13 protein-coding genes are annotated in these 15730 nt (G+C 61.0%); 10 read left to right on the top strand and 3 right to left on the bottom strand.

All coding sequences use genetic code 11. From position 1 onward, the window contains the following. Positions 1–85 precede the first annotated feature (85 nt). On the bottom strand, positions 86–2440 hold the full coding sequence (locus tag AC1DVE_RS19730; protein ID WP_223460344.1) for a glucose/quinate/shikimate family membrane-bound PQQ-dependent dehydrogenase: 2355 nt from the start codon (positions 2438–2440) through the stop codon (positions 86–88). Positions 2441–2625: 185 nt separating this feature from the next. On the opposite strand from AC1DVE_RS19730, the gene AC1DVE_RS19725 reads away from it, so the two are divergent. From AC1DVE_RS19725 to AC1DVE_RS19680, 10 genes are all read left to right on the top strand, one after another. Further along, entirely contained in the window at positions 2626–3087 is a 462-nt protein-coding gene (locus AC1DVE_RS19725; RefSeq protein WP_046039454.1) for an Lrp/AsnC family transcriptional regulator, read from the top strand. 223 nt (positions 3088–3310) lie between these two features. Continuing rightward, positions 3311–4993: a flavin monoamine oxidase family protein gene (locus AC1DVE_RS19720; protein ID WP_223460346.1), complete on the top strand. Its 1683-nt coding sequence runs from the start codon at positions 3311–3313 to the stop codon at positions 4991–4993. A gap of 12 nt (positions 4994–5005) precedes the next feature. Next, complete coding sequence (locus tag AC1DVE_RS19715; RefSeq protein WP_223460348.1) at positions 5006–5800, top strand: carbon-nitrogen hydrolase family protein; 795 nt, start codon at positions 5006–5008, stop codon at positions 5798–5800. A 311-nt stretch (positions 5801–6111) separates the two neighbouring features. Then, positions 6112–8541, top strand: coding sequence for a pyrroloquinoline quinone biosynthesis protein PqqF (gene pqqF, locus AC1DVE_RS19710; protein ID WP_223460350.1), 2430 nt, complete (start codon positions 6112–6114; stop codon positions 8539–8541). A 158-nt stretch (positions 8542–8699) separates the two neighbouring features. Then, positions 8700–8774, top strand: a complete 75-nt coding sequence (pqqA, locus tag AC1DVE_RS19705) for a pyrroloquinoline quinone precursor peptide PqqA (protein WP_003444522.1) — start codon at positions 8700–8702, stop codon at positions 8772–8774. A gap of 81 nt (positions 8775–8855) precedes the next feature. Further along, positions 8856–9767, top strand: coding sequence for a pyrroloquinoline quinone biosynthesis protein PqqB (pqqB, locus tag AC1DVE_RS19700; protein ID WP_477784136.1), 912 nt, complete (start codon positions 8856–8858; stop codon positions 9765–9767). Positions 9768–9850: 83 nt separating this feature from the next. After that, entirely contained in the window at positions 9851–10603 is a 753-nt protein-coding gene (pqqC, locus tag AC1DVE_RS19695) for a pyrroloquinoline-quinone synthase PqqC (RefSeq protein WP_477784135.1), read from the top strand. Further along, a complete protein-coding gene (pqqD, locus tag AC1DVE_RS19690) occupies positions 10600–10875 on the top strand; it encodes a pyrroloquinoline quinone biosynthesis peptide chaperone PqqD (protein WP_090451769.1) in 276 nt (91 codons plus the stop codon). The genes pqqC and pqqD overlap by 4 nt, the downstream gene beginning before the upstream one ends. Before the next feature lie 7 nt (positions 10876–10882). Further along, positions 10883–12019 (top strand): pyrroloquinoline quinone biosynthesis protein PqqE, encoded by a 1137-nt coding sequence (gene pqqE, locus AC1DVE_RS19685; protein ID WP_411741747.1) that lies wholly within the window; start codon positions 10883–10885, stop codon positions 12017–12019. After that, positions 11985–13811 carry a S9 family peptidase gene (locus AC1DVE_RS19680; protein ID WP_223543303.1) on the top strand — a complete coding sequence of 609 codons (1827 nt, stop codon included), beginning with the start codon at positions 11985–11987 and terminating at the stop codon, positions 13809–13811. The genes pqqE and AC1DVE_RS19680 overlap by 35 nt, the downstream gene beginning before the upstream one ends. A gap of 145 nt (positions 13812–13956) precedes the next feature. Here AC1DVE_RS19680 and AC1DVE_RS19675 read toward each other — a convergent pair whose 3' ends face one another. Together AC1DVE_RS19675 and AC1DVE_RS19670 are read right to left on the bottom strand one after the other, a co-directional pair. Beyond that, the gene (locus tag AC1DVE_RS19675; protein ID WP_003228885.1) at positions 13957–14115 is read right to left on the bottom strand and encodes a YqaE/Pmp3 family membrane protein; all 159 of its coding nucleotides are present in this window, start codon (positions 14113–14115) and stop codon (positions 13957–13959) included. Positions 14116–14320: 205 nt separating this feature from the next. Further along, positions 14321–15604 carry an aspartate aminotransferase family protein gene (locus tag AC1DVE_RS19670; protein WP_223460358.1) on the bottom strand — a complete coding sequence of 428 codons (1284 nt, stop codon included), beginning with the start codon at positions 15602–15604 and terminating at the stop codon, positions 14321–14323. Between the last annotated feature and the right edge of the window lie 126 nt (positions 15605–15730).

Genomic DNA, 15730 nt, shown 5'->3' with positions numbered 1-15730 from the left:
ATCCTAGCCGATTTCCACTCGTGCTCTTTTTCGCCCAACAAAAAGCCGCGCAATGGCGCGGCTTTTGATACTCAAGCTTCAGCCCTTACTTGGGCAAAGCGTAGGCAATCACATAATCCCCGCGATCCGTCGACTGACGCGCACCGCCCACCGTCAGCAGGATGTACTGCCTGCCGGTTTTCGGTGAAACGTAGGTCATCGGCCCGGACTGGCTGCCCACCGGCAAGCGCGACTTCCAGATTTCGTTGCCGTTGCCGGTATCGAAGGCGCGCAGGTAGAAGTCCTGGGTGCCGGCGAAGAACAGCAGGCCCGACTGGGTGGCCAGCGAAGCGCCGAGGGTCGGCATGCCGATCGGGATCGGCAGGTGCATGCGGATGCCCAGCGGGCCGGTGTCCTGCACGGTGCCGACCGGAACTTGCCACATCAGCTTGTGGGTTTTGAGGTCGATGGCCGACATGGTGCCGAACGGTGGTTTCTGGCACGGAATGCCGACCGCCGAGAGGAAGCGTTCGCGCATGGCGCCGAACGGTGTGCCTTCCTGCGGTACCACGCCCATTTCGATACCGCTGGCCCCGGCTTTGATCTTGTCGCGCGGGATCATGTAGTTGGCCAGGCCCAGGCGCATGTCGTTGACGAACATGTAGTGGGTGTTCGGATCAACCGAGACGCTGCCCCAGTTCATGCCGCCCAGCGAGCCCGGGAATTGCAGGGCGCGGTCCATGCCCGGCGGGGTGTAGACGCCTTCGTGGCGCATGCCTTTGAACTGGATGCGGCACATCAACTGATCAAACGGCGTGGCGCCCCACATGTCGGCTTCGCTCAGGGTCTTGTTGCCGATTGACGGCATGTCCACCGAGAACGGCTGGGTTGGCGAGTAACGTTCGCCGGGCACCTTGCCTTGCGGCACCGGGCGCTCTTCGACGCGGGCAATCGGCACGCCGGTTTCGCGGTTGAGCAGGAAGATCTCGCCCTGCTTGGTGACTTGCGCCAGGGCTGGCTGGGTGCCGCCCTTGTCGTCCGGCACGTCGTACAGCAGCGGTTGCGCCGGCAGGTCGAAGTCCCACAGGTCGTGGTGAGTGGTCTGGAAGTGCCAGCGCACCTGGCCGGTCTTCACATCGATGGCGACGATGGACGAGTTCCACTTGTCGTCGAACTCGGTGCGTTGACCGCCGAAGAAGTCAGGGGTGGCGTTGCCGGTTGGCAAGTAAACCAGACCGAGCTTGGCGTCGTAGGACATGGCCGACCAGACGTTCGGCGTACCACGGGTGTAAGTTTCACCGGCCGGCGGACGTTTGGTGGTGTTCGGGTTGCCCGGATCCCATGCCCATACCAGTTCACCGCTGCGCACGTCGTAGGCACGCACCACGCCCGGCGGTTCGCCGGTGGAGTAGTTATCGGCCACGCGGCCGCCGACGATCACCACGTCCCCTGCGACCAATGGGGTCGAGGTTTGCTGGTAGTAACCGGGCTTCACTTCTCCCATATCAGTGGTCAGGTCAACGGTGCCCTTGTTGCCGAATTCTTCGCAAGGCTTGCCGGTGTCGGCGTTGATGGCGATCAGACGCGCATCGCCGGTCGGCAGAAACAGGCGTTTCGTACAGGCGGTTGGCTGACTGTCCGAAGACACCGGGGTTTCGGAGTAGCCCAGGCCACGGCAGCGCTGCCAGTTGGGCGCGGTGCCTTGCGGGTCGAACTTCCAGCGCTGGGCGCCGGTGTCAGCATCCAGGGCGAAGACTTTGCCGTAGGCGGTGCAGGTGTAGACCGTGTCACCGATTTGCAGCGGGGTGTTCTGGTCTTCGGCACCGGCGCCGGTGCTTTGCGGGATGTCGCCGGTGCGGAAGGTCCAGGCGACCTGCAACTTGTCGATGTTGCCCTTGGTGATCTGATCCAGCGCAGCAAAGCGGTTGCCGGCCGTGGTGTTGCCCCAGTGGGCCCAGTCTTTCTGTTCGGTGCCTGGAGTGACCGGCGTTACCGCAGGTTCGGTAGTGGCCTTGACCACGTGGGTCGGCACGAACATGTAGGCCATCGTCGCAACGACTCCCACGCTCAGAATGCCAGCCAGACCGTAGGCACCACGCCCTCCGGTCGTGCCCGAAGCGCGGACCAGGGTCGGATAGATCAACGCCACCACCAGACCGATCACGGCGAAGGTCAGTACCCGCGAGACCAGCGGCCAGTATTCGAAACCCGCATCCCAAACGGCCCAGATCGCAGTGAGGACCAACGCCACACCATACAGCCAGGCGCCGCGCGGCTTGCGCCGGGCAATCATCAATCCGGACGCCAGCATCGCCAGGCCCATCAGCAGGAAATACCAGCTGCCACCCAACGCGATCAGATAACCACCGCCACCGGCCAGGCCGAGCCCGATCAGTGCAATCAGCACACCCAGCCCCGCCAGCAACCATTTGCTGCCGGCGGCAGCCCCAGAATTGTTCATGTCGGACATTTTCCCCATTTGTGACAAGGGCGGAATAATGTACTACCTAGTTACTTATGGCAATTTGTCGCAGGCAAAAATGTCATGAACGGTATTGAGGCTAGATCAAATTTCCGTCGCGAGCGTCCTGCAGGAACTGCCTGTAACATGCTTGCGCACTGATCCATGCCGCTGGAGATAACCCTTTGCCTGACACTCGCACGCCCGTTCTCGATGAAATCGACCGCCAATTGATTGCCGCCCTGCAGATCAACGCCCGCGAGAGCGTGGCCATGCTCGCCCGGCAACTGGGCATCGCCCGTACCACCGTCACTTCGCGCCTGGCGCGGCTGGAAAAGGCCAAGGTGATCACCGGTTACGGCGTGCGCCTCGGCCAGCGGGTGGTGGATGGCGGGTTGCAGGCATATGTGGGGATAACCGTGCAACCGCGTTCCGGCAAGGAGGTGCTGCGACGCCTGAGCGCGATGGCGCAGGTGCAGCAGTTGTGTGCGGTGAGTGGCGAATTTGATTATGTGGCGTGGTTGCGCACCGATTCGCCGGAGCAGCTGGATCAGTTGCTGGATCAGATTGGTAGTGTGGATGGGGTGGAGAAGACCACGACCTCGATCATCTTGAGTAGCAAGATTGATCGGGGGCAGCCGGTTTGAGTTTCTGCCTGTAGTTTTTTTGGCGCCTGAGCTGACGCCTTCGCGAGCAAGCTCGCTCCCACAGGGGGACAGTGTGCATCACAAGATCGTCATATTGACCAATAAAATGGCAAAATGACGACACTTTGCGTCTTATTAACGTGCTCTGTGCTCTCTAGAATGGCTGGCATCTTTTCCTATACTCAGATGCGCATTCCGCGTCGGGTCGCCAGCAAGGTCAACCATGAACAAGAACAATCGCCATCCTGCAGACGGTAAAAAGCCAGTCACCATTTTCGGCCCGGACTTTCCTTTCGCCTTCGACGACTGGATCGAACATCCGGCCGGCCTGGGCAGCATTCCCGAGCACAATCACGGTGCCGAAGTGGCGATTGTCGGCGGCGGGATCGCCGGCCTGGTGGCGGCGTATGAGCTGATGAAGCTGGGCCTGAAACCGGTCGTCTACGAAGCCTCGAAAATGGGCGGCCGCCTGCGCTCCCAGGCGTTCAACGGCGCTGAAGGCATCATTGCCGAGCTGGGTGGCATGCGTTTTCCGGTGTCGTCCACCGCGTTCTATCACTACGTCGACAAACTCGGTCTGGAAACCAAACCTTTCCCTAACCCGCTGACGCCCGCATCGGGCAGCACGGTGATCGACCTCGAAGGCCAGACCCATTACGCACAGAAGCTGTCGGATCTTCCTGCACTGTTCCAGGAAGTGGCTGACGCCTGGGCCGATGCCCTGGAAGCCGGTTCGCAGTTCGCCGATATCCAGCAAGCCATCCGCGACCGTGATGTGCCACGTCTGAAAGAGCTGTGGAACACCCTCGTGCCGCTGTGGGATGACCGCACCTTCTACGATTTCGTCGCCACCTCCAAGGCCTTCGCCAAGCTCTCGTTCCATCATCGCGAAGTGTTCGGCCAGGTCGGTTTCGGTACCGGCGGCTGGGACTCGGACTTCCCGAACTCGATGCTGGAAATCTTCCGCGTCGTCATGACCAACTGCGACGATCACCAGCACCTGGTGGTCGGCGGCGTGGAACAGGTGCCACAAGGCATCTGGCGCCATGTGCCGGAGCGTTGCGCGCACTGGCCGGCCGGCACCAGCCTCAGCTCGCTGCACAACGGCGCACCGCGTACCGGCGTGAAAAAAATTGCCCACGCGCCGAACGGCCGTTTCGCCGTCACCGACAACTGGGGCGACACCCGCGAATACGCCGCGGTGCTGACCACCTGCCAGAGCTGGCTGCTGACCACCCAGATCGAATGCGACGAAACCCTGTTCTCGCAAAAAATGTGGATGGCTTTGGACCGCACCCGCTACATGCAGTCGTCGAAAACTTTCGTGATGGTCGACCGCCCGTTCTGGAAGGACAAGGATCCGGAAACCGGCCGCGACCTGATGAGCATGACCCTCACCGACCGCCTGACCCGTGGCACCTATCTGTTCGACAACGGCGACGACAAGCCGGGGGTGATTTGCCTGTCGTACTCGTGGATGAGCGACGCGCTGAAAATGCTGCCGCAACCGGTGGAAAAACGCGTGAAGCTGGCGCTGGATGCGCTGAAGAAGATCTATCCGAAAGTCGATATCGCCGCGCGGATCATCGGCGATCCGATCACCGTTTCGTGGGAGGCCGACCCGCATTTCCTCGGCGCGTTCAAAGGGGCCCTGCCCGGCCACTACCGCTACAACCAGCGCATGTACGCGCACTTCATGCAGGACGACATGCCAGCCGAACAGCGCGGGATCTTCATCGCCGGCGACGACGTTTCGTGGACCCCGGCCTGGGTTGAGGGCGCGGTACAGACCTCGCTCAACGCGGTATGGGGCATCATGAAACACTTCGGCGGTGCAACTCACGCCGAGAATCCGGGTCCAGGAGATGTATTCAACGAGATCGGACCGATCGCCCTGCCCGAGTAAGAGGAATCCGAAATGCGCGTAGCCCTTTACCAATGTCCGCCGCTGCCCCTGGATGTCGCCGGCAACCTGCAACGCTTGCAGCAGCTTGCGCTGGAGGCAAAAGGTGCCGATCTGCTGGTGCTGCCGGAGATGTTCCTGACCGGCTACAACATCGGTGTCGATGCCGTCAGCGTGCTGGCGGAGGTGCATAACGGTGAGTCGGCGCAGCAGATTGCGCGCATTGCCAAGGCTACCGGGATCGCCATTTTGTATGGCTATCCCGAGCGCACCGAGGACGGGCAGATCTACAACGCCGTGCAGTTGATCGACGCTAACGGCGAGCGCATCTGCAACTACCGCAAGACCCATCTGTTCGGCGATCTGGATCACTCGATGTTCAGCGCAGGTTCCGACGAGTTTCCCATCGTTGAGCTCAACGGCTGGAAGCTCGGTTTCCTGATCTGCTACGACCTGGAGTTTCCGGAAAACGCCCGACGCCTGGCCCTGGCCGGTGCCGAGCTGATCCTGGTGCCGACCGCGAACATGATTCCGTTCGATTTCGTCGCCGATGTCACCGTGCGCTCCCGCGCCTTCGAAAACCAATGCTATGTGGCTTACGCCAACTACTGCGGCCATGAAGGCGACATCCATTATTGCGGCCAGAGCAGCATCGCCGCACCGGATGGCAGCCGTATCGCCCAGGCCGGGCTGGATGAAGCACTGATCGTCGGCGAGCTGGATCGGCAGTTGATGCTCGACTCCCGCGCCGCCAATCGCTACCTGATCGATCGTCGTCCCGAGCTTTACAGCGACCTGAACAAGCGCTAGTCCTAGGGGGCGTTCTCAATTAGTTTCCCCGTCGCGTTGTCGCCTTAAAGTGGGCCAGGCAAGGCGCAGGCCGCTGGGAATGGTGTTCCCTTTCCAAGGCCTGCAACGCAGCCTGGCCCGCTTTAAGGCACAACCCGAAGGGCCGGGCCTGCTGTTGTGCAGGGCCGCGTTGCTCGAAGCTTATTTGGAACAACCAAACCACGCTTCTCGCGCCTTGCCCTGCACAACAGCAGACCCGGCGCGGCGCGGAAACTAATTGAGAACGCCCCCTAATCCGCTAGCATTGGCACTTCACTGTTCTGGAAGTGCCCATGCCCGCGCTGAATCACCCTCGCCCCCCTACTGAAACCCTGGCCAATGGTCTGCGGGTGACGCTGCGTCATGCCCCGAATTTGAAGCGCTGCGCAGCAGCGTTGCGGGTGGCTGCCGGCAGCCATGATGTGCCGCTGGCCTGGCCCGGTCTGGCGCATTTTCTTGAGCATTTGTTGTTTCTGGGGACTGAGCGTTTTCCTGCGGACCAAGGGCTGATGGCCTACGTCCAGGGCCATGGCGGGCAAGTGAATGCGCGGACCAGCGAGCGCACCACCGATTACTTTTTCGAATTGCCGATCCAGGCATTTGCCGGTGGGCTGGAGCGTCTGTCAGACATGCTCGCCCATCCGCGTATGAATCCGGACGATCAACAGCGGGAACGGGAAGTGCTGCACGCGGAATTTATCGCGTGGTCGCAGGATCCGGTGGCGCAACAACAGCAGGCATTGTTCGATGGGCTTTCTGAAACTCATCCGCTGCGCGGTTTCCATGCCGGCAATCGCGACAGCCTCCCAGTGTCGCAACCCGAATTTCAACAGGCATTGCAGGATTTTTATCAGCGGTTCTATCAGACAGGACAAATGACCTTGAGCCTGGTCGGGCCGCAGAGCCTCGATGAGTTGGGGATGATGGCCAAGACATTTGGTCGTGTCCTTGGTGGGGGTGAAAAAGTCCCACAACAGTCCCCCGCGCCGCTGATGACGACTTCAGACCTAAGTTATCAACAGGCTGGCGAACGCCGGCTGGATCTGCTGTTTGCCCTCGAAGCGTTACCCGAATCCTCCACCGAAGCACTGCTGTTCCTGTGTCATTGGCTGAACACCGGGAAGCCGGGAGGATTGCTGGCGGATTTGCGTGAGCGTGGATTGGCCGAAAAACTGAAGGCCGAGTCGCTGTATCAATTCGCCGGGCAAGCCTTGCTGCACTTCGAGCTCACATTGCCCGCCAATTCTCCGGTAACCGGGATTCGCGAACGCCTGATGGACTGGCTCGGTTTCTTTGCCGGGCAAGACTGGAACCGATTGCGCGAAGAGTACGCCACCCTGCTCCAGCGCCAGCAGCAAGTCAGCAGTGCCTTGCAACTGTCTCGACTGGACAGCGAACAACGCGAAGTCGGGTTAACCGAGCAGGGCGTTTCAGCCCTCAAGCAAATCCTCCAACAAATCGGCGCTGTGGATAACTTCAGCGGCCCATGGCAATTGCCGACTCCCAACCCTTTTCTGCGCGCCGAAGCACCGGCATCGAACGCCGGACTGATTCGTGGCCAAACCAGCGCCCACCGTGGCCTGCGCACGTTTGCCCAGGATCGCTCGCGCAGCCGTCGTGAACGCTCGCCGATGCAGTTCAGCCAGGCATGGCCGGACAACGGTGCTGAAGGTGCGATTTATCTGCGCTGGCGTCTGGGCTCGGCTCCCGGCAGCCACCTTCAATCACGGCTGGAAAACCACCTGCAACCATTACGCGAAGACGCGCGTCAGGCCGGTGTGGATTTTTCCTTCAGTGCGTCGGGCAACGAATGGCTGCTCAAACTGAACGGGCTACAGGAGTCGATGCCCTGCGTCCTGGAACATGTGCTGAAAGAACTGACAAAACCCGATGCCGCTGTCTCACAAGCCGAATCGACCAGCGTTGCGTTGATACCGATTCGACAACTGCTCAAGGCATTGCCCGATCACTGCCTCGGGCACACCGCGAACTCGGACGACATGCAGCCACTCTGGTCGAGTGCGCGCTGGGATGGGCTGGCCATCGGGTTATCGACTCAGACTCAAGCGGCCATGGGCCTGGCCTTGAGCCGCATACCCGGCACGCCGGACAATCAACTGACGCCGCCCTCTTCGATCCTTGCACAGCATCTGTGGAGCACTGTCGATACCGCCTCCAGCGAGCACGCGTTGCTGCTGTTCTGTCCGACAGCCACCCAGGAAATGGCCGACGAAGCCGCGTGGCGTTTGCTCGCGCATGTCTGCCAGACACCGTTCTACCAACGACTGCGGGTGGAGCTGCAACTCGGCTATGCGGTGTTCAGCGCCCTGCGCCAGATTCACGGGCAAACCGGGTTGCTGTTCGGCGTGCAATCGCCAAGCGTTGCGCCGGTGGAGTTGCTGCAACACATCGAGCAATTCCTGAATCGATTGCCGGAGCTGATCCACTCGCTCGACGACACCACCTTCAACGCTCAACGCCAGGCCCTGGCGGATCAGTTTTCCAGCGCTGCGCTCACCACGGGTCAAGCGGCCGAATTGCTCTGGCAGGGCAAGCTGGCCGGCCGCTCGTCGGATTATCTGACGCAATTGCCCGAGGCCATTGTGCGCATTGACCGGACCGCTTTACTGGCTGCGGCCCGACGCCTGAATCAGGCCGAAGGCGGCTGGCTGTGCCTTGCCAACAGCGCTGCACCAGACGCGCCATGGCAAGCGGCAAAATGATCTTTACCGGGGCTGCAAGGAGCTTTCTCAAAGTTTCACGGGCAATTTCTTTGAAATTTTGAGTAACATCGCAACCTAACTATTTGGAACATCTCTGACTTGAGGTGGACTATACCTATAGATAGCGCTATCCCACCCTACCTGAAGGAGTTCAATTTATGGCCTGGACCAAACCTGCCTACACCGACCTGCGTATTGGCTTTGAAGTCACCATGTACTTCGCAAGCCGCTAATCTCAGCTTTGACAGAGATGCAGCACAACGCCTCGGTTATCCGAGGCGTTTTATTTTCAGCGTTGAAATGATGGAGCGTCCATGTTTGTCCAGATTCTAGGTTCCGCTGCCGGCGGAGGCTTCCCCCAGTGGAACTGCAACTGCGTGAACTGCGCGGGCTTTCGCAGCGGCAGCCTGCAGGCCAAGGCGCGGACGCAATCGTCCATCGCGATTTCCGATGACGGCGTGAACTGGGTGCTGTGCAACACCTCCCCGGACATCCGCGCCCAACTCCAGGGCTTCGCCCCGATGCAGCCGGGCCGCGCCCTGCGCGATACCGGGATCGGCGCGATCATCCTGATGGACAGCCAGATCGACCACACCACCGGCCTGCTCATGCTGCGTGAGGGCTGCCCGCATCAGGTCTGGTGCACCGACATGGTCCATGAAGACCTGAGCACCGGTTTTCCGCTGTTCACCATGCTGAACCATTGGAATGGCGGGCTGACCTGGAATCGCATCGAGCTCGACCAGAGCTTCAGCGTACCGGCCTGCCCGAACCTGCGCTTCACCCCGCTGCCACTGCGCAGTGCTGCGCCGCCCTACTCACCGCATCGCTTCGACCCGCATCCGGGCGACAACATCGGCCTGATCGTCGAAGACCTCAACACCGGTGGCAAACTGTTCTACGCACCGGGCTTGGGCAAGGTTGATGCGCCGTTGCTGGAAATCATGGCCGGCAGCGATTGCCTGTTGGTCGACGGCACGCTGTGGGATGACAATGAAATGCAGCGTCGTGGCGTGGGTACCCGCACCGGTCGGGAGATGGGCCATCTGGCACAAAACGGCCCCGGCGGCATGCTCGAAGTGCTTGAACAACTGCCCAAGCAACGCAAAGTGCTTATCCACATCAACAATACCAACCCGATTCTTGATGAGGATTCGCTGGAGCGCGCAGAGCTGGATCGGCGCCAGGTTGAAGTGGCGTATGACGGCATGAGTATTGTGTTGTAGCTGAGGGCCCCTTCGCGGGCAAGCCCGCGAAAGCGTCCGACCAGACACCCAAGATTTCAACGGTTGCACACCGGAGAACCGCAATGACCGACACCCCAATGTCCCCCGCCGAATTCGAAGCGGCCCTGCGCGCCAAGGGCGCCTATTACCACATCCATCACCCCTATCACGTGGCGATGTACGAAGGCCGGGCCACTCGCGAACAGATCCAGGGCTGGGTCGCCAACCGTTTCTACTATCAAGTGAACATTCCCCTGAAGGACGCGGCGATCCTCGCTAACTGCCCTGACCGCGAGATCCGCCGCGAATGGATTCAGCGCCTGCTCGACCACGACGGTGCGCCCGGTGAAGACGGCGGCATCGAAGCCTGGCTGCGCCTGGGCCAGGCCGTGGGCCTCGACCCGGACCAGCTGCGCTCCCAGGAGCTGGTGCTGCCCGGCGTACGCTTCGCCGTGGACGCCTATGTCAATTTCGCCCGCCGCGCCAGTTGGCAGGAAGCCGCGAGCAGCTCGCTGACCGAGCTGTTCGCCCCGCAGATCCACCAGTCGCGCCTGGACAGTTGGACCCAGCATTACCCGTGGATCGACCCGGCCGGCTACGAGTATTTCCGCACGCGCCTGGGCCAGGCCCGGCGTGATGTCGAGCATGGTCTGGCGATCACGCTGCAGCACTACACCACCCGTGAAGGCCAGGAGCGCATGCTGGAAATTCTCCAGTTCAAACTGGACATTCTTTGGAGCATGCTCGATGCCATGAGCATGGCCTACGAACTGAAACGCCCGCCGTATCACAGCGTGACCGGGGAACGGGTCTGGCACAAAGGAATCACCTTATGAGTTTCGATCGCAGCAAGACCCCGACCTGGCGCCCCGGCTACCGCTTCCAGTACGAACCGGCGCAAAAAGGCCATGTGCTGCTGTACCCGGAAGGCATGATCAAGCTCAATGAAAGCGCCGCGTTGATTGGCGGTTTGATTGACGGTGAACGGGATGTCGCGGCCATCATCAATGAGCTCGACCGACAGTTCCCCGGCGTGCCCGAGCTCGGTGACGACATCGAGCAATTCATGGAGGTTGCCCGTGCGCAGCACTGGATCGAACTTGCCTGATTCATCGGTGCAAGTACCACCCAAACCCGAGATCGGCCTGCCGCTGTGGCTGCTCGCCGAGCTGACCTATCGCTGCCCGCTGCAATGCCCATACTGCTCCAATCCGCTGGATTTCGCCGAGCAAGGCAAAGAGCTGAGTACCGAACAGTGGCTCAAAGTGTTTCGCGAAGCGCGGGAAATGGGCGCCGCGCAACTGGGCTTTTCCGGTGGCGAACCGCTGGTGCGCCAGGACCTCGCCGAGCTGATTGCCGAAGCCCGCAAACTGGGTTTCTACACCAACCTGATCACCTCCGGCATCGGCCTGACCGAGCAGAAAATCAGCGATTTCAAGAAGGCCGGACTCGATCACATCCAGATCAGTTTCCAGGCCAGCGACGAGCAGGTGAACAATCTGCTGGCCGGCTCGAAAAAGGCCTTCGCGCAGAAACTGGAAATGGCCCGGGCGGTCAAGGCCCACGGTTATCCGATGGTGCTGAACTTCGTCACCCATCGGCACAATATCGACCAGATCGACCGCATCATCGAGCTGTGCATCGCCCTGGAAGCGGACTTTGTCGAACTCGCCACGTGCCAGTTCTACGGCTGGGCGCAACTCAATCGCGTTGGGTTATTGCCGACCAAAGAGCAGCTGGTGCGCGCCGAACGCATCACCAACGAATACCGCGCCAAACTGGAAGCCGAAGGGCATCCGTGCAAGCTGATTTTTGTCACGCCGGACTATTACGAAGAACGCCCGAAAGCCTGCATGAATGGCTGGGGCAGTATTTTTCTGACGGTCACGCCAGACGGAACCGCCCTGCCCTGTCACGGTGCCCGACAGATGCCGGTGCAGTTTCCCAACGTGCGCGATCACAGCATGCAGCACATCTGGTACGACTCGTTCGGCTTCAACCGCTTTCGCGGTTATGACTGGATGCCCGAACCGTGCCGCTCCTGTGACGAGAAAGAAAAAGACTTCGGCGGCTGCCGCTGCCAGGCGTTCATGCTCACCGGTGATGCCAGCAACGCCGACCCGGTGTGCAGCAAGTCGCCACAACACGGCGTGATCCTCAAGGCCCGCGAAGAAGCCGAGAACGCCACTCAGACCATCGACCAACTGGCCTTTCGCAATGAACGAAACTCACGCCTCATCGCCAAAAGCTGAACCATTCAGCGCTGCCAAAGCCGTGGCCGCCGGTATCGACTTTGCCGAACTGCAAGTCGGGCGGCAGGGCCTGTTCTGGAACGAGTACCGCCCCGAAGACGCGGCCTGCCGGATCTGGCGTTGGCGCGACGGTGCAGCGAAATGTCTGACGCCACCGGGGTTCAGCGTGCGCAGTCGGGTGTACGAATATGGCGGTGGCGCGTTTTGTCTGACGGACGACGGCCTCGTTTTCGTCAACGAGGCCGACCAGCAGTTGTATCGGCAATCACCGCAACACGAAGCGCCCGAAAGGCTGACGTCCGGGGCGTGCCGTTATGGCGATTTACAGTTCGCCAACGGCCAGGTGCTGGCGGTCGAGGAGCATCGCGACCAACACCGACTGGTGGCAATCGATCTGTTCGATGGCGCACGTCACCTGCTGGCCGAAGGTGCTGATTTCTACGCGGCGCCGACACTGAGCCCTGATGCCCGGCGTCTGGCCTGGATCGAGTGGAGTCGCCCGGATCAGCCATGGACAGCGACCCGCTTGATGGTTGCCGAACGCCTCGCCACTGGCGGGTTTGCCGAGGCTCGTTGTGTGGCGGGCGACGGCGTTCAAGAGTCTGTGCAACAACCGCGGTTTGATGCCGGCGGTCGCTTGTATTGCCTGACGGATCGCGCAGGTTACTGGCAACCATGGGCGGAATCTGAAAATGGCTTGAGCCCATTGCCAAGTGCCAGCGCCGACCATGGCCCCGCGCCCTGGCAACTTGGCGGCAGCACCTGGTTGCCGCTGAGCGACGACAGTTATCTGGCCAGTTGGACCGAGGGCGGGTTTGGCCGATTGGGCATAGGCGGCGATTCCAGCGCCGACTTCACCGGCGACTACAGCCGCTTCCGCCATCTCGCCGTGGATGAGCAGTTCATCTATTGCATCGCGGCGTCGCCCGTCAGCTCAACCGCCGTCATCGCCATCGACCGCCAGAGCCGGCAAGTGCAAGTACTGGCCGGCGGTATCGCACCGCTTGCTCCCGAACAAATCAGCCACCCGCAAACCTTGTGCTACCCAAGTGGCTCAGGCGAAGCACACGGCTTCTTCTACCCGGCGATGACCGGTGAGGCGAAACCGCCATTGGTGGTGTTCATCCATGGCGGCCCGACCTCGGCGTGCTACCCGATGCTCGATCCGCGTATCCAGTACTGGGCACAGCGGGGCTTCGCCGTGGCCGACCTCAACTATCGCGGCAGCAGCGGTTATGGCCGGGCCTATCGCCAGGCTCTGTACCTGAGTTGGGGCGACGTGGATGTGCAAGACGCCTGCGCCGTGGTCAGTTACCTCAACGACCGCGGCCTGATCGACGGCAACAAGGCGTTCATTCGTGGCGGCAGCGCCGGAGGCTACACCACCCTTTGCGCCCTGGCCTTTCACAACGTGTTCCGTGCCGGCGCCAGCCTGTATGGGGTCAGCGACCCGGTGGCGCTGGGGCGCGCGACCCACAAATTCGAAAGCGACTATCTGGATTGGCTGATCGGCGATCCGCAACTGGATGCCGAACGCTACGCCGCCCGCACGCCGCTGCTGCATGCCGGCAACATCCGCGTGCCGATGATCTTCTTTCAAGGAGAACTGGATGCCGTGGTCGTCCCGCAGCAGACCCGCGACATGGTCACGGCGCTGCAAGACAACGGCATCCTGGTCGAAGCGCATTACTACGCGGACGAACGTCATGGCTTTCGCAAGGCCGGCAATCAGGCCCATGCGCTGGAGCAGGAGTGGTTGTTTTATCGGCGGGTGATGGATTCAGTGGACTGAAGCCTGCGCTTAATGCCGAAACGGTGGTGTCCCTTTCGCGGGCAAGTCGGATCGCCGCACCGCCGCTCCCACAGGTTCTGTAGCGCGCACAAATCCTGTGGGAGCGGGCTTGCTCGCGAAGGCGGTCTACCTGCCGACACTCAGCTCAGCGCTTGGCGATGATGTACACCGCATGCACGATCCCCGGAATGTAACCGCACAACGTCAGCAGAATATTCAGCCAGAACGCCCCGCCGAATCCTACTTGCAGAAACACACCCAGTGGCGGCAACAGGATGGCGATGATGATGCGAATAAAGTCCATGGGACAGCTCCTGATTGGGGTGGACTCGTTCGAGCCCTACAGCTAATCGACCTGTGCCGTTTGTCAGGGTTCAGTCCCTCTATTCCCAAGCTCCGCCCCTTCGTTGAGTTTCGCAGACAAAAAAACGCCCCACGCCAAAAGTGCCAGGCGTGGGGCGTGCGTATTACCGCGAGACGGTTCTGGAATGTGTGCAGGGCGCGTCTGATCAGACGGCAATCCCTTTGCGGCACTGCAATTGCGCGGTGCGTACTCGGGAGAAGGCCCGCGCCAGGCGCAGGAGCATTTCATCGATGTTAGCGTTGCTGACATTAAGCGCAGGGGTAAAGCGCAGGCAGTCGGGTTGCGGGGCATTGAGCAGCAGGCCTTCGTACAGCGCGGCCTTGACCACCGCGTCAGCGGAGTCGTCCGACAGCGTCAGCCCCCAAAGCAGCCCTTGTCCGCGCAACTCGCCGTGATCGTAACGATGGGCCAGACGCTCCAACCCTTCACGCAGGTGCTGACCGGTTTGTGCGACGTGCTTGAGGAAAGCCTTGTCCTGCACCGTATCGAGTACCGAGAGTCCCGCCGCGGTTATCAACGCATTACCGTGATGAGTGCCTGTCACCTCGCCAATGTCGAAACAGCAAGCCTTGCCCCGCGCCAGCAGCGCGGCCAATGGCACACCGCCGCCCAAGCCTTTGCCGAGTACGACGATATCCGCCGTGACGCCGCAGGACTGTTCCGCGAGCAAGGTGCCACAACGGCCGATGCCGGTTTGCACTTCGTCAAGGATCAGCAAAATGCCGAGTTCTCGGCACAGGCATTCGACGCCCTTTAGGTAGTGCGCGGTGGCCGGGATCACGCCGGCTTCGCTCTGGATCGGCTCGAGCATGATCGCTACGGTCCGTTCATCCACGGCCGCATGTAACGCTGGCAGGTCATTGAACGGAACACGACTGAAGCCTGGCAGTTGCGGCTCGAAACGGTTGACCAATGTCGAACTGTCCGACGCTGAAATCGTCGCCAGGCTCCGGCCATGGCATCCGTTGTTGGCCACAATGATTCGCGACGCACCGCCGCGATGCTGTTGACCCCATTTGCGCGCCAGTTTGATCGCCGCCTCGCAGGCTTCGCTGCCGGTATTGAGCAGGTAGGCCTGATCACTGCCGGTGCTGGCACACAGATGTTCGGCGAGGCTGAGCATGCCGCGGTTATGCAGGCCGAAGCCCGGATTGATCAGCGACTGAGCCTGGGCAGTGATTGCGTTGATAAGTACCGAAGGGCTATGACCGAGACTGTTGGCCCCGCCGCCCTGGGAAAAATCCAGGTACGCACGGTCATCGCTGTCCCACAACCATGAACCCTGGCCACGCACAAACACTTGCTTCGGCCGCTCGACACTGGGCATCAAGTACTCGCTGGAAAGATTAACGCCTTGGGATGGCAGGGAGGCGTTCATGACCAGATCATCAAGACTGGGAGGACTACGGCGCAGACTGAACAGGTTCATCTGAAAAAAAACCTTTTGAGGTTTTTTGCCTTACCTATGTAAACACCATCGAAGCAAAGGGTATTCATCGCGCTCTGTGGCCCTGTAAGCCCTGTGAATACGGTTAGACTAGGCTCAGGCGAGGCA

The organism is Pseudomonas sp. P4_B4, from assembly GCF_056402255.1.
This window is presented reverse-complemented; position numbering and strand designations above follow the sequence as displayed.

Coding starts and splice junctions, on each gene's coding strand:
- AC1DVE_RS19680 (WP_223543303.1), top strand. CDS start 11,985: ATGAACGAAACTCACGCCTCATCGCCAAAAGCTGAACCATTCAGCGCT.
- AC1DVE_RS19730 (WP_223460344.1), bottom strand. CDS start 2,440: ATGAACAATTCTGGGGCTGCCGCCGGCAGCAAATGGTTGCTGGCGGGG.
- pqqD (WP_090451769.1), top strand. CDS start 10,600: ATGAGTTTCGATCGCAGCAAGACCCCGACCTGGCGCCCCGGCTACCGC.
- AC1DVE_RS19675 (WP_003228885.1), bottom strand. CDS start 14,115: ATGGACTTTATTCGCATCATCATCGCCATCCTGTTGCCGCCACTGGGT.
- pqqB (WP_477784136.1), top strand. CDS start 8,856: ATGTTTGTCCAGATTCTAGGTTCCGCTGCCGGCGGAGGCTTCCCCCAG.
- AC1DVE_RS19670 (WP_223460358.1), bottom strand. CDS start 15,604: ATGAACCTGTTCAGTCTGCGCCGTAGTCCTCCCAGTCTTGATGATCTG.
- AC1DVE_RS19720 (WP_223460346.1), top strand. CDS start 3,311: ATGAACAAGAACAATCGCCATCCTGCAGACGGTAAAAAGCCAGTCACC.
- AC1DVE_RS19715 (WP_223460348.1), top strand. CDS start 5,006: ATGCGCGTAGCCCTTTACCAATGTCCGCCGCTGCCCCTGGATGTCGCC.
- pqqC (WP_477784135.1), top strand. CDS start 9,851: ATGACCGACACCCCAATGTCCCCCGCCGAATTCGAAGCGGCCCTGCGC.
- pqqF (WP_223460350.1), top strand. CDS start 6,112: ATGCCCGCGCTGAATCACCCTCGCCCCCCTACTGAAACCCTGGCCAAT.